Annotated in this window: 2 protein-coding genes and 1 pseudogene; all 3 read right to left on the bottom strand. The window is 61.3% G+C overall.

All coding sequences use genetic code 11. From position 1 onward, the window contains the following. Positions 1-2 precede the first annotated feature (2 nt). The 3 genes and pseudogenes from ACR0M2_RS18375 to ACR0M2_RS18365 all read right to left on the bottom strand — a co-directional run bounded on the left by ACR0M2_RS18375 (position 3) and on the right by ACR0M2_RS18365 (position 14,816). Positions 3-13,322, bottom strand: a complete 13,320-nt coding sequence (locus ACR0M2_RS18375) for a hypothetical protein (protein ID WP_480706463.1) — start codon at positions 13,320-13,322, stop codon at positions 3-5. 261 nt (positions 13,323-13,583) lie between these two features. After that, positions 13,584-14,096, bottom strand: a complete 513-nt coding sequence (thpR, locus tag ACR0M2_RS18370) for an RNA 2',3'-cyclic phosphodiesterase (protein WP_480706462.1) — start codon at positions 14,094-14,096, stop codon at positions 13,584-13,586. A gap of 123 nt (positions 14,097-14,219) precedes the next feature. Continuing rightward, a pseudogene (locus ACR0M2_RS18365) lies at positions 14,220-14,816 on the bottom strand (response regulator transcription factor). Between the last annotated feature and the right edge of the window lie 344 nt (positions 14,817-15,160).

Here is a 15,160-nt window from a genome sequence, read left to right as displayed (position 1 = left end):
GATTAGAATTGTAGTCCAAGGCCAAGACCTACCTGCAGGGCCCTGGTTGAGTCTCCGAACAAATGATCGAGGCTCAGATTGACAAAGCTGCTGTCATCCAGCGCAAACAGCCCCAACCGGGCCGAGACCAAGCCATGCGCGTCGCCGACAAAGCTGGTGTTTGAAAACCCACCGTCAGCGGTGCTCGCTCCGTTGAACCCGGCGGTGACCGATACGGTATCATCTGACGAGAGAATGGCACCAACCTGAAAACTCGCGCGGAGCTTCTGCGAGGCACTCAGGGTTTGCTCGGTTCCGATTTCCAGCGAAGGCGTGAACGAATAGATCATCTCGCTATCGTCTTGCAGAACGACCCCCGCCAGGGTTGCATCGCCATTGCTTTCGGTTGCCAGACGCGTGGCATCAACGGCTACCTCAGGGCGCAGATAGGAACTGCCGCCCGCGAACCTGTGGTCATAAGCAAGGCTGAGACGCAGGTTCTGATGGTTCATCTTGTGCTTGATCTCGCTGACACCAACGGTGCTTACGATTTGCCCGTTGGGCAACACACCACTGATCCCGCCCGCGCTGAGCGTATCATAGTCTGACCAACCGGCCGACAGCTGGGCTGCAAACTCCCACGCGCCGGTGTATTTGGTCAGCGAGGCACCCAGATTGAACCGATCACCCGTTGCATTGTAATTCGACCCGTTCCGTAGGCTCATCTCGTCATAGCCTACCGCGAACCCGGCGAATAGCTCATCCCCAACCGGCAGACGGACACCAGCCGACAGGTTGGTGTCGTTGATGTCCAACTCTTCGTACATGCCGGTCTGATCGCGGTCATAAAAAGACCGCCCGCCTGAGAACCAGACACAATTGCGCGGGTCATCCCCGAACTGGTAATCGGTAAACCGTTCGCAATTGTGCAGCGTGTCCGCAAATACCCGGGTGCCATAAAGCGCATCCACGGCATCGGCGGCATAGTCGGCAGTCGACAGGCTTTCGATTGCGGCGATGACATCGGCCTCGGACTGCATGTTGCCGATCAAGGCGAACAGTTGGCCTTGGGCAGCCGATCCCTGCCCGTTCAGAACTTGGTTGATGTAATCCCCGATGGCCGCCTGATTGGCGTTCATGCCGGGGGTCGAATAATCCGGCGTGATCACCAGGTCGATCGAACTGCCGTCAGAGGTGGAGCCGTTCAGGCCGATGGAATAATCCAGCACCACAGTGTCCTCGATCAGCGTGCCCGCATCTGCGGCGGTTCCATCAGGATTGATGATGACAAGCGGCAAGGCCCTTTCCAGCGTATTCAGCAGTGGCACCAGCGTACCGCCCATGGTGGCATTACCGGTGGCATTAACCAGGTCGCTGTTGCCACCCGATGCCCCAGAGGTCAGGAAATACACGTCGAAGGTTGACGTTGCCGTTGCTCCAAAGGCCAGGCTTCCGGTCAGGTTCAATGTTTGGCTGACATTGCCGCTGAAGGTAAAGTCACTGGCCGCAACCGTCGCCGTCAAATCTCCGTCCAGACCCAGATTGGCCCCCAGTACAAAATCACCGTTCACCTGCATGAAGCCGTCAGCACCCAGATTGACCGTATCCAACGCATAGAAGTCCGCGCCGTCTTCGACGGTAAAGCCGTTAGTGCCTGCGCCAAGATCCATGTTGCCAAGGGCCGTACCCGCAAGCGAGATTTGTTCGTTGCCGTCGCCCCCATTCACCAATTGATCGTTGCCGGCGATCAACAGGGTATCTTTTGACAGGGTCAGCACATTGTCGGTACCGCCGTCCACAACGATTGATGCGACTGACCCCGCGTCGCCAGTGCCGCCCATGACGACGCCGTCAAAGCCAAGTGTGATCGCGTCTGCGCCATCGCGCCCCTCGGATTGTGCCAAGACGCCGATGCCGCCCTCGCCCACCGACAGGATGTTACCATCAAGCGTCATGTCGATGGCGCCACCAGAGCCCGCACCACCGGCAGCCCCGCGATAGACCGAGTCCACCATGCCACCGCCGCCGCCAAGCGACTGCGCCACAACACCAATCGCATTTTCGCCCGTCGTGACGATGTTGCCGGATTGCGAGAATCCGATATCGCCGCCATCACCGCCATTTGCAGCAGACAGGTTTACCGTGATCCGGCTGGCCTCCATATCGGTTGAAACGAGACCGCCGCCGCCACCGATACTTTGGATGACGAACCCGTGCGATCCAGTTCCACTGGTAGTCATGTCCCCGATATTTGCAAAGCCGACATCACCACCGTCACCGGTTGAATCGTCTTGCGCGCCCAGCGTTACATCCGCACGCCCCAGACCCGAGATGATAACTTCGCCCCCACCGGCACCGATACTCTGAACGCTTTGGCCAAAGGATCGGTCACCACTTGTGAACACGTTGCCGTCCAGCAAAAGGTCGATATCGCCGCCATCGTTGTTGAAGCTGGGATCAGAGCCCAGGATCACAGACGCGGCCTTTTCGATCCCGGCTTCGCCATCCGTATTGCTGTTCAGCACAAGCTTACCGCCGCCGCCGCCGATGGATTGTGCCGCTCCGGCGGACGAGAACGCGCCATCGGTGCCAACATCACCGGTCCGGCTTCCGTCCACGTCTCCGCCACCAGCGTCGTCCGTGTCAATCGCACCCAGACGTGCGGTGATGTCGATAGCGTCACCGTCTTGTACATCCACCGTAGTCGCGGATGTACCGCCGCCGCCACCAACACTCTGCAGCATCAGGCCGGTCGAGCGATCGCTTGTGGTGGCAATGTTACCGTTATGGGCCTGTGTGATCTGGTTGCCCGCCATACCCGACACGTCATCGCCACCAAGGGCGATATCGCTGCTGACGACCGAGCCGGTCGCGCCAGCGGTCGTGGTGGTGAAATCGACAGAGGCATCAGTATTGCCACCGCCGCCATTCACCGATTGGACAAAGACCGCTTCGCTGCCCACGCCATTGACCAGAATATCTCCGGTCGAATTGACAGTTACAGTGCCCACCGAACCGGTGGATCCCTCCCGAGCCCCCAGCGCCTGCGAGATTGTGTAATCCAGCACCGAGACCAGCGGGGATGACACCGAATAACCCGCGTTGCCGCCGCCGCCGCCAACGGATTGGGCATAGATGCCAAACCCGTTTTCGGCATTCACAACAATTGTGCCAGTGTGGTTGACCGTGACGTCTCCTCCATCAGAACCCGATCCGCCTGATCCGCCAATGGCGATCTTCGAATAGGATTTGCCCGTCATTGTGTTCTTAAGGTCGTTCACGTCCATCGCAACGGCCAGACCGCCATTGCCGCCGCCGCCACCGACAGATTGTGCAAAGATGCCGTAGGCGCCTGTGCCATCCACTTGAACGTCTCCGGTGTTGGTGACGACCACGTTGCCGGCAACATTGCCGCTGCCGCCCGACCCGCCGATATTCAGCTGCGCGGTCGGAGAGCTGCTGTCCCCCGTCTTTAGCCGCAATGTCCCCGTGATTGAGCTGCCGCCATTGCCACCGCCGCCGCCGACGGATTGGGCAAAGATACCATGCGCACCCGCACCCGTTGTCACGATCGTACCGGCATTGGTCACCGCGACATTGCCGCCCGTGCCACCCGTACCGCCTGATCCGCCCAGACCAAATTGCAGCGCCCGCCGCGTAGTGGCCTCGGCCCCGCCATAGCGCCCGTCAACCGAGATGGTCGAGCCGCCATTACCGCCACCTCCACCGATGGACTGGGCAAAGATCCCGTGACTTTCCGTACCATCGGTCAGGATCGTGGCATCGGTTTCGTTTACTACGGTTACCGTGCTGCCCGCGCCGCCAGTGCCACCAGTTCCGCCGATCAGAATGGCGTTTGTCGTTGATCCTTCCGAGGATCGACCCAAGATGATGTTGCGCACCTGTTGCGCGTCGCCTCCGCCACCGCCAACGGATTGCGCATAAATACCGATAGACTTGTCACCTGTTGTTGCGATGACATCGCGGTTAGTGACCGACACTGCCGCAGACATCGCACCGGTGCCGCCATTGCCGCCAATCGAAATTGTCGCTGTGTTGCCGATCTCTTTGCGCAGGTTGATGATGCGGTTTTCCACCAGGCCACCCATGCCGCCTCCGCCGCCGACGGATTGCGCATAGATGCCGTGCGCCATCGTGCCCGCCGTGGTGATCATGCCGTCATTCACAACGGTCACAATGTCCGACGTCATGCCGTCCCCGCCAGTGCCTCCGATGTTGATCGAGGCTGCCGTCCCCACGGTTGATGGGTTAACGAAGGATTTGATCGTATCAAGGTTTCCCTGACCTGCCTGCACCATGCCGCCGGTGCCACCTGCACCGCCGACCGATTGCGCCAGCAACCCGATTGAGCGTTGCCCTAACGTTGCGATCCGTGCGGTACTGGTGACATCGACCGTGCCACCTACGCCGCCAGAGCCGCCGGTGCCACCGATGGACAGTGATGCCGAAATGCCGCCGCCGGCCGAGTTGCTGGCCTTGCCGCCATTACCGCCACCGCCGCCCACGGATTGCGCGAAAACCGCATGGGCATCGTCGCCCTGGGTGACCACGATGCCCGCGACCACAGAGGTCACGTTACCTGCCGCACCACCAGTGCCGCCCGCCAAACCAACCGACACGCTGGCCTTGTTACCCTTGCTGTCGCCGGTCTTTGGCGTGCCAATGCTGACCGAGGTTGACGAAGAATTGCCGCCGCCGTTGCCAATAGATTGGGCAAAGAACCCGTAAGATCGGTCGCCCGCAGTGCTGATGATACCGTCCGAGCTGGCATAAACATCGCCGCCACTGCCGCCGGTGCCACCGGTTCGGCCGATCTGAATGTTGACGTTGCCTCCATCCACCGAGGTCGAGGCCGAGTTATAGCCCGCGTTGCCGCCACCGCCACCAACGGATTGAGCGAACAGCCCATGGGAATCCGCACCGAGCGTTGTGATGTCGCCGGTATTGCGCACGTCGACTGTCCCACCGATGCCGCCCTGACCTGTCCCGCCGCCAACGGCCAGGCCAAAACCCTTGTTGGTTTGGTCCGAGGCAAGTTCATAGGCAAAGGCCAGGTTCAGGGCTGCGTTACCGCCGCCGCCGCCAATCGATTGGCCGAATACCCCATGGCTACTGTCTTGTTTCGTGAGAATATCGCCGTAGTGGTCAATATCGACCGTCCCACCATCCCCAGCGGTTCCGGCATCGCCGCCAATGGCAACCACAGCCGACATGCCGGTTTTGTTGCCAGAAGAATCCGCTGGATTCACTTTGCCTTCAAGCTCATCCAGCACGTTGTTGTAATTGGCAATTACCGAGTCATCCACACCCGTGTTGGTTGGTGTCTTGCGGTCGGTTGAATCGCCCGTGCCGCCGTTGCTCTGACTGCCGTTGGTCTTGCTGATACCCACAACCGCGTTGACCCCGGCGTCACCGCCACCGCCGCCAATGCTGGACGCCTCGATCCCGTGCGCGCCGACACCGTCTGTCGTGATGGTGCCTGCTGCCGCTAGGGCGGTTCCACTCATGACGGTCACGTCCCCAGCGTCACCACCGCCGCCACCAAAGCCGCCGATGCCCATGGCAATGGGTGAACTGTCCTTGGTGCCGACAAAGGTCGCGTTGATCCCGCCAGTACCGCCACCGCCGCCGATGCTTTGGGCAAAGATGCCACGCGCGTGATAGCCATTGGTCGATATATTGCCGGTTTGCGTAACAACGACGTTGCCCGCATCTGCGCCGGTGCCGCCATGACCGCCCAGACCACCAACGATGCTCAGGTCGGTTTTGCCGTCGGAATTGTTGGAATCGCCATAGTTCAGCTGCCCGGTCACATTCAGCGCGCCGTTACCGCCGCCGCCCGCGATGGACTGGGCCAGAACGCCGTGCTTCCAATTGCCCGCAACGGCAACCGATCCGGCATGATCCACGGTCACATCGCCCGAGACATTGCCATTGCCGCCGAAACCACCGACACCAAATGTGACCGAGGGGATCTTGCCATCCTTGCTCAGCGCAATCCCGCCCGACACGTTCAGGCCGCCATTTCCACCGCCGCCGCCGATGGATTGCGCCATCAAACCGGCCGAGCCATCGGTATCCGGCTTTTCTTCGTTGAAGACCCCCATGTCGATGAACAGACGCTCCAACCCATAGGTCGAGGCCAGCTCTTCGGTCTGATCCACGATGGTATCGCCCAGGAAATCGCGCAACTTGTCTTCAAAAGTTGTGGTGTCAGGGATCGAAATATCGTCCGGGTCCGTCGTGACCGTGATATCCGCCTGCGACGTGACTGTGACATCGCCCGCCTGACCACCGTTTCCTGCGAACCCCCCAACACCCACGATCAGCGAGCTGTCGGACACGATCCCGCCCGACACGTTCAAACCGCCATTGCCACCGCCACCGCCAACGGATTGCGCCAGCAGACCGGATTGGCCGGTGCCATGCGCCATGATCGTGCTGCCGGAGCCAATGTTTACGTCGACGTTCCCGGCATTGCCGCCACCCCCGCCAAAGCCGCCGACCCCGACAACGACTGCATAGGATTTGCTGCTATCCGTTTGCCCCGCCCCTGGTTTGCCGCTGATCGCGATTCCGCCAGAGACATTGGTGCCGCCATGACCACCGCCGCCGCCCAGCGATTGCGCGATAATTCCGCTGGCGCCTTTGCTTTCATCTACGGCGAAAGTGCCGTCGGATTGCAGCACCATCGGCACCGCCTGCACGTTGCCGGTGTAATCCAGGTCGACATCACTTGCGTCGCCGCCTGATCCACCAAATCCACCCACGCCCGCTGCAACGGAAAAGATCGTGTCAGACCCCGACGGTTTGGTCAGCGCCAATGAGCCCGAGATATTCACACCGCCGGTGCCGCCACCGCCGCCAAGGCTTTGGGCGAAGATACCATGCGCCCCGTCGCCTGCGGTCACTACGTCGCTTTGAACGTCCAGCGTTACCGTACCGGCATCACCGCCACCGCCACCAAAGCCACCAAGGCCCAATGCGACCGCTGCACCGGATTTGCCCGTCAGGTTCACCGCGCCCGAAACATTCAGACCGCCATTACCGCCGCCGCCACCAACGGATTGCGCCATCACACCGATGCTGTCGACGCCCGTCGTGACCACCGAAGTTGTGCCACTACTGTCCGTACTGGAACGCAGGGTGCTGATAACGTCGCCAGCATTGCCAGCCCCGCCGCCAAAGCCGCCCACGCCCAGGCTGACGGAACCGCCGTTTTGCTGGGTGATACCCAGCGTGGCCGAGATGTTCGTGCCGCCATTGCCACCACCGCCGCCAAGGCTTTGTGTCAGAATGGCCGTGCTGCGATCGCCAGCGGTCAGAACCCCGCCTGTAACAGTCGATTGAACCAGCGCACCGGCATCCGCGCCGCCACCGCCGAACCCGCCGACGCCAATGCCTACGGCCGCATTGGTCGAGCGGGACAAGGACAAGGCCGCCGAGATGTTGGTGCCGCCGTTACCACCGCCCCCGCCAAGGCTTTGTGTCAGAATACCGACTGAGTCATCGCCAGCCGTGGTGACATTGCCGGTGACTTGCTGGGTGACGTTGTCCGCTGTGCCGCCGTCTCCGCCGAAACCGCCAACGCCGATCCCAAGACCGCCCGAGAAATTGCTGGCTAGAGAAATCGCGCCGGAAATATTCGTGGCCCCATTACCACCGCCACCGCCCAAACTTTGCGCCATGACGCCAGCCGAGCGCGCGCCCGAGGTGCTGACATTGCCAACAAAGGTGTTGTCGACCACGCCGCTGGTGCCTCCGCTGCCGCCGAAACCACCAACACCGATCCCCGCCGCGCCGGAACCTGTCCGCGCAATGCTAAGCGCGCCCGAGATGTTGACACCGCCATTGCCACCGCCGCCACCGACGGATTGCACCAGAACACCAGTTGCGTTTTCGCCGCCCGTGGTGACATCACCGGTGACCGAGCCGGTGGCTGAACTTGCATTGCCGCCATCCCCGCCAGACCCGCCAATGCCAACGCCAACAGCACCGCCGCCAGTACCCGAAAGGTTCACGGCAGCCGAAACATTCAGTCCTCCGTTACCGCCGCCGCCTGCTGCGGATTGCACCAGAACGCCGCCTGAATTGTCACCAGCCGTGGTGACGTTTCCAACAACCGTCCCGCTCGCCGTGTTGGCGTTGCCACCATCGCCACCGCTGCCGCCAAGCCCGACCGAGGCACCACCGCTGCCGGTTCCGGCAACCGTGACTGTGGCGGAGACATTCATACCGCCATTGCCACCGCCACCGCCAAGGCTTTGGACGATGACGCCGCCGGACTCGCTCCCTTGGGTCGATACATCGCCGGTTAGCGAGGCTTCGGCGGTGCCGCCGTCACCGCCCGTACCGGACGCGCCGCCGAGACCCACCGAGGCACCGCCCGATCCCGTGCCTGCCGCAGCAACCGCAACCGAGACGTTCAGGCCCCCATTACCGCCGCCGCCGCCGACGGACTGCGCTAGCAATCCTGTCGAAGTGTCACCCAACGTAACCAGATTGCCCGTGACATTTGCCGTAACAGCCGAGGCATCGCCGCCACCTGTCCCGCGGCCACCCAGACCTACAGCCGCCGCGCCGGAGCCTGTACCTGCACCGCCCACGGATGCCGAGACATTGAACCCGCCATTGCCGCCGCCGCCGCCAATGGATTGCGCAACAACTGCGCTGGACTGCGCGCCTTCGGTCTGAACATTATTTGCGACGGTCAGGCCCACGATGCCACCCGTGCCACCGCTGCCACCCGATCCGCCCAGGCCAACGCTGATCGCTCCTGACCCGGTGCCTGCGCCCGCCAAAGCTGGCGATACATTAAAACCACCGTTGCCACCGCCGCCGCCGACAGATTGTGCCAGAATACCAACCGAGGCGTCGCCCTTGGTGACCACATTTGCCGTTGTGCTGGCGGTTACCTGGCTACCGTCACCCCCGCCCGCACCAGAACCGCCCAGCCCAACCGAGACTGAGCCCGCGCCCGTGCCTGCACCCGAAACAGTGGGGGACACGTTGAACCCACCATTGCCGCCGCCACCGCCGATGGACTGCGCGACGAATCCGCTTGAGGCAAACCCGTCTGTCAGAATGGTTCCGTTCGAGGTCAAGGTGACGTCGCCGCCCTGCCCGCCGGTATCACCCGACCCGCCAAGCCCGACGCTGACCGCGCCGCTGGCCGTGCCCGCGCCCGACAGGACCGGAGCAACATTGAACCCGCCATTGCCGCCGCCACCGCCAATCGATTGCGCCACAACGCCCGAGGACTGGTCACCGCGTGTTTCCACTGCATTGTTGGATGTGGCGATGACGGTGTTGCCATCTCCGCCCCCTGCGCCGTCGCCGCCAAGGCCAACGGATAATCCGCCCCCCGCTGTGCCCGATCCCTGAACCGCCGCACTGACGTTAAAGCCGCCGTTGCCGCCGCCGCCGCCAATCGATTGCGCCAGAAAGGCTGTGGCTGAATCGCCCTGCGTCAGGATCGTTCCGTTTGAGGTCAACGTGACTGCACCACCATCACCGCCACCATCGCCCGTGCCACCCAGCCCAACACTAACCGCGCCAGAGCCGACACCCGCGCCTGCGCCAGTACCAGAGACATTGAAGCCCCCATTGCCGCCACCGCCGCCAATGGATTGTGCAACAACGCCAGACGACCGGTCTCCGGCGGTCACAATAGAATTCGTCGTGGTCAGGTTGACCGTTCCACCCACCGCGCCACTTCCGCCATCGCCGCCCAGCCCAACGCTGACAGCGCCGCTGCCAACCCCTGCACCGGCCAGCGAAGCGCTGACGTTGAACCCGCCGTTGCCACCGCCGCCGCCGACGGACTGTGCCAGAACAGCAGTCGAATCCGCTCCGCCTGTGCTGACGGTGCCGGTGACTGTGCCAGTGACCGATTTCCCGATCCCGCCGCCTGAGCCACCGCCGCCAAGGCCAACAGTGACAGCACCGCCACCCGCGCCAGCCCCCGCGATCCCGGCCGTGACGTTGAACCCGCCATTACCGCCGCCGCCGCCAATGGATTGGAACACAACACCACTTGAATTGTCGGACAGAGTTGTGACGTTCCCAGCAACCTGAGCCTCGACCACGCCGCCGTCGCCGCCGATCGCACCGTTTCCGCCCAGCCCGACGCCGATTGACCCGGCACCAGCACCCGCAGCGGCGACTCCTGCGGTGACGTTAAAGCCACCATTGCCACCGCCACCACCAATGGATTGAACCACTACACCTGTGGACCGCAAGCCTTCGGTTCGAACGTCCCCATTGACGCGAACGACCGTGACAGTTCCGCCAACGCCACCACTGCCGCCGTCACCGCCAAGGCCCACACCGATGGTTCCGGCACCGGCACCGCCGGCGGCCAGACCCGCCGCGACGCTGAAACCACCATTGCCGCCGCCGCCACCGATGGATTGCACAACCACAGCACCGGAATCGTCTCCGCGTGTGGTGACATTGGCGTCGACAGTGGCCGTTACGTTCCCCCCTGCCCCGCCACCGCCGGATTTACCACCAAGACCAACGCTGACCGACCCCGCCGCAGCGCCGCCGATATCGGCGCTCGCACCGATGGCATAGCCGCCATTGCCGCCACCGCCACCGACGGATTGCGCCACAACGCCGCTGGAAAACGCGCCGCTGGTCTCAATCGACGTGCCGCCTGCAACCAGAGTCACATCACCTCCGGTTCCGGCACCGCCACCATCACCGCCGACGCCGACATTGATGCCAATCGCAGCAACACCACTGGCACTGACCCCGGCGGCGATGCTGCCGCCGCCATTGCCACCGCCGCCGCCGACGGATTGCGCGATGATCGCGCTGGAGTTCGTGCCCGTCGTGGTAACGTCCGCATTGGTATAGACTTGAACGGTCCCACCATTGCCAGCGCTGCCCGCCTGCCCGCCGATCCCGACGGAAACATTGCCGGAAAACAGTGCCGAAGCACCGCCGGTTGCTGCAACCGCCAGACCACCATTGCCGCCACCGCCACCAACGGATTGGAAAAGCATCCCGGTCGAACGATTTCCTGTGGTGACAACTGTGCCCTCGAACCCTGCGACCGTCGCAACCCCGCTGCCATTGAACTGGCCGACCGTTACGTCTCCGCCCTTGCCACCCGTGCCGCCATTACCGCCGACACCAACTGCCAAAGATCCAGATACCGGGCCGCCGGACACCGCAACCGAGACAGCATAGCCACCGTTGCCGCCGCCACCGCCAACCGATTGCAGCATGACACCGACGGAATCTTCTCCTCCGGTTTGCACCGAAGCTGAGCCGCTTCCGCTTAGCGTGACGTCGCCACCGTCACCACCATTACCTGCCGATCCGCCGACCGAAACTGATGCCGCACCAAAGGCCCCGACGGCCACCGAAACAGCACCGCCGCCATTACCGCCACCGCCACCTACGGATTGGGCAAACACACCTGACGAGCGGTCGCCAGAGGTTTGGATCGCCGAAGGCTGGCTACCGTCGGTGTTGGACAGGGACACATCAACGTCCCCGCCGGTGCCACCGGCACCGCCATCACCACCGATGGCCACGCCGACAAATGCACCAACAGACCCGGACGAGCCACCATTGCCGCCACCGCCGCCGATGGATTGGGCCAGAATGCCCATCGCGTCGTCTCCGGTCGTGGTAATGATGCCGTCGTTCACGATCGTCACGGTCGAACCGCTGCCACCGCCATTACCATTGCCGCCGACCGAAACCATGCCGCCAGACGATCCGCCGTCCCCGCCGCCACCGCCGATGGATTGCGCGATGATGCCGCGCGCGCCGTCGCCGCCCGTTACGATGCTCCCGTAATTGCTGACGCTGACTGCTGCGCCTGTGCCACCCCGCGACCCGGTGCCACCAATGGCTACCAAACCATAGGAATTCGCGCCCGTACCACCGCTGCCACCGATGGACTGAGCCATAACCCCGTCAGAGCCTTCGCCTGACGTCAGAATGCTGCCGCTGCCCTGGACTGTGACGGTCACAGTGTCTCCGCTACCGCCGTTTGATCCGACCCCGCCCAGAGACAATGCAACCAGCCCCCCTGCAGTGCCCCCCGAACCGCCACCGCCGCCAATGGATTGGGCGACGATTCCGCGCGCGAAATCCCCTTGCGTCTCAATCGCCCCGCCATGCGAGACCGAAACCGCGCCGCCATTGCCGCCATTATCTGCGCCACCGATCAATGAAACCAGCAAGTTGCCACTGGTCCCGGCCGAGCCACCGGACCCGCCGATGGACTGGGCATAAATCCCGTTGGCGTAATCTCCTGTCGTCAAAATGCTGCCGCTTGATGTTGTGTTGACTGTGACCGTGCCACCACTGCCACCATAGCCGCCGTCACCTGATGCGCCGACCAACCCCCATTGCGAGCCACCATTGCCACCATTGTTCGATACACTCAGAGCATAGATGCCATCGGCCGAGTCTCCGGTCGTTGAAATCGACCCGCTCTGGTTGACTGTGACATTGCCCCCATCGGCTGAATGCCCGCCGGTACCACCGCCCGGTGCCGCGAAACCGCTGCCGCCATTACCCGCTTCACCGCTACGGCTAAATGCAAATATGCCGTCGTTATCGGAGCCTGATGTTTGGATTGTGCTGCTGGAGTTTTGCGTTGCGGTGACTGTGCCACCTTTGCCGCCATCACCGCCGTCGCGTCCGTCCCAGAAACTCAGATACGAGTCGCCCCCGTTGCCGCCGTCGCCCCCGACGCTGCCGATCTCCCAGCCGACGTTGCTGGTGGCGTTGACATCGCTGGACAGAGATTTTGTCTGCGTTGGGCCATCATCACCATCACCGCCCGATCTTGGCGGAACGACCAAGGCGCCGTCCCGTCCGTTGCTGCCATTCTGTCCGTATACAACTTGATTTACTCCGTTGGGCCCAGAGACATTCACTGGCGGTGTGACGGTACCCGGAGTGCCCGAGCTGTTGAAGTTGCTGTTGTACTGGGACAGCGTCAATTGCGTCGACAGGCTGGATGTACCGGTCGCCCCGGAATTGCTGATCTGCGCCGTTGTTCCGCTAATGGAGACAATATCAAATGCAAGCGGTGGATTGTCCGAATTATAGATTGTGTCGCCCGCACTTTTAACGAGAAAAACATATCCGTCAGCCGTTTCCACAAAAGCGGTTGTACCCGCTGTTGGCGTCGAGGCCGGATCCACAATTAGCGCGCTTACGGTCGTATCCAGACCAGTCACAGGGTTGGTGACTGTGTCGCCAACTTTGGAAGCGGCTGTTGGCGCAGCAAGCAATGGGTTTGAAATCAAAACAAAAAACGAAATCGCGAGCAGCAGATTTGATTTCATTGTCACCCTCGAACCTCGCAACCGACATAGTCAGAACACATGGCAATCGGGTACAGTTCCGAAAAACAGTTGCCTGCAATTCGGCATTTCCCCATCACCATTTCGGGCAGAATACGCGCAAGCTAAAGGAGATTAGTTTCCTAAAATTCACCTATTAACAGTTTCGTGAACCGTATTGCCTAAATGCAACATTCTTAATGCGCCAATAGGCTGTCACACGGTTTGAACAGGTAAACCACCTAAGGTGAGACAGCAGCCCTATTAAAACGTGAAATGTGCCAAGGCGACATGACGGGCGCCTTCCGGACGAAGAGTGGATTCGTATAGGGTAAAGCCGGTCACAAGCATCTCTGGCAACGTATTCACCGTCCAATCGTGGGGAATGTGAGTCGCCTGATGACGTTCGTGTTTAAGCCGCGCGATCGTTACATGTGGGCGAAAACGTCGGCGGGGCAACACAATTCCGGCACGCCGTGTTGCGATCTGTATCTTGCGATGCAGCGCAACAAGTAGCGCGCTGTCCTTAACCCCAATTGCCAATGCACGCCCGAAACACTCGATGCCCAAAAACGTGATGTGAAAAGGTGCAGAGGAAAGCGCCAAAAGCTCGTCATGCAAAGCCACCAATACCTGTTCGGGCTGATCATCCAGAAATGCCAGCGTCAGATGCAGGTTCTCAGGTGGCACCGGTCTGCCCGCGGGTAACGCGCGTTGTAGCGGCGCAAGAGCCACCTTCGCCTCATGGTTGAGTGATGTAGCGACGAAGGAGCGCAATTGACCCTCTTGCTGTGTCTATTGTTGAACGCAGGTAAAGTTAACCGTTCATGCCCGCGATGTCAGGTCTTTGCGCGATCTGCATGAAAGCCCGGAATTGATGAATGACTGGCCCGAGCCGACTTAATCTCGGGCGATCCGGGATAAATAGAACTGGGTAATGGCTTGTGTCCTGTTTTTCACCTTAAGTTTTTCATAGATATTCGACAGGTGAAAATTGACGGTGTTAGTCGAAATCTGCAGCTCTTTTGACAAATCCCGGTGCGACATTCCTTGTGCCAATGCCTCGAGAATGGCGCGCTCTTTGCGGGACAAGCTTTGAATCGGGTCCTGCTGCATTTTTCGTACGTCGATAAGCGGAAATACCATCTTACCTGCCGCCACATTGGCACAGGTTTCCAGCAGGCCTTCGACCTCGCCGGACCGGGCGGCAAACCCTGCGGCCCTGGCCTGCATCGTCAGACGCGGTCTATCACCCGTCGCATCGCTATAGACCACAAGCCGCGGGGCGTTGGCCTGTTCGCGCAGCACTTCGATCAGTTTGGCTGCCCCCAGCACAGGCAGATTCCAGGCGATCACGCCGACCTAAACGGGAATCCGCATAACAGTCCCAAGAAACCCTTCTGCCGTGGCAGATGTCGCCACCAGCGAGAATCGGGGGTCGCGTTCGGAAACTTCGGACATGGCGGGCAGGACCAGCGGATTGCTATCCACCAGCATGACATCAATCGGTACTCCTGGGGCATCAACCATCTGTTTCTACCTTATTTTTGCTAAATACCACCCGGTTGGGTAGGTAGAAATTTGGTATACTGCGGTATTTTTGCCAATATGGGTAGGTTTCTTCCCATACCTTTAGCCATCCTAAAGCAGTAGTAAGTTACGTTGTGTCGTAAGACAAGGCCGCGTTTTCTATTCGGCAATGAAACACGACGGGCCGCAGCGCCCGGTCAACAGCCGAGAGTGTCAGACGATGACTTTTCAGATTTATCCCACGCTTGAGATCCCCGAGACACTGGCTGCTGGTCCGGGGCCTGGCAATACCGATGCTCGTGTTTTGCAGG

The organism is Ruegeria sp. BE10 (assembly GCF_056538905.1).
Note: the sequence above shows the minus strand (reverse complement) of the source record. Positions and strands in the feature narration are given on the sequence as shown.

What these genes read in the sequence shown, in the direction of transcription:
- ACR0M2_RS18375 (WP_480706463.1), bottom strand. Translation starts at nt 13,322, where the DNA reads ATGAAATCAAATCTGCTGCTCGCGATTTCGTTTTTTGTTTTGATTTCA.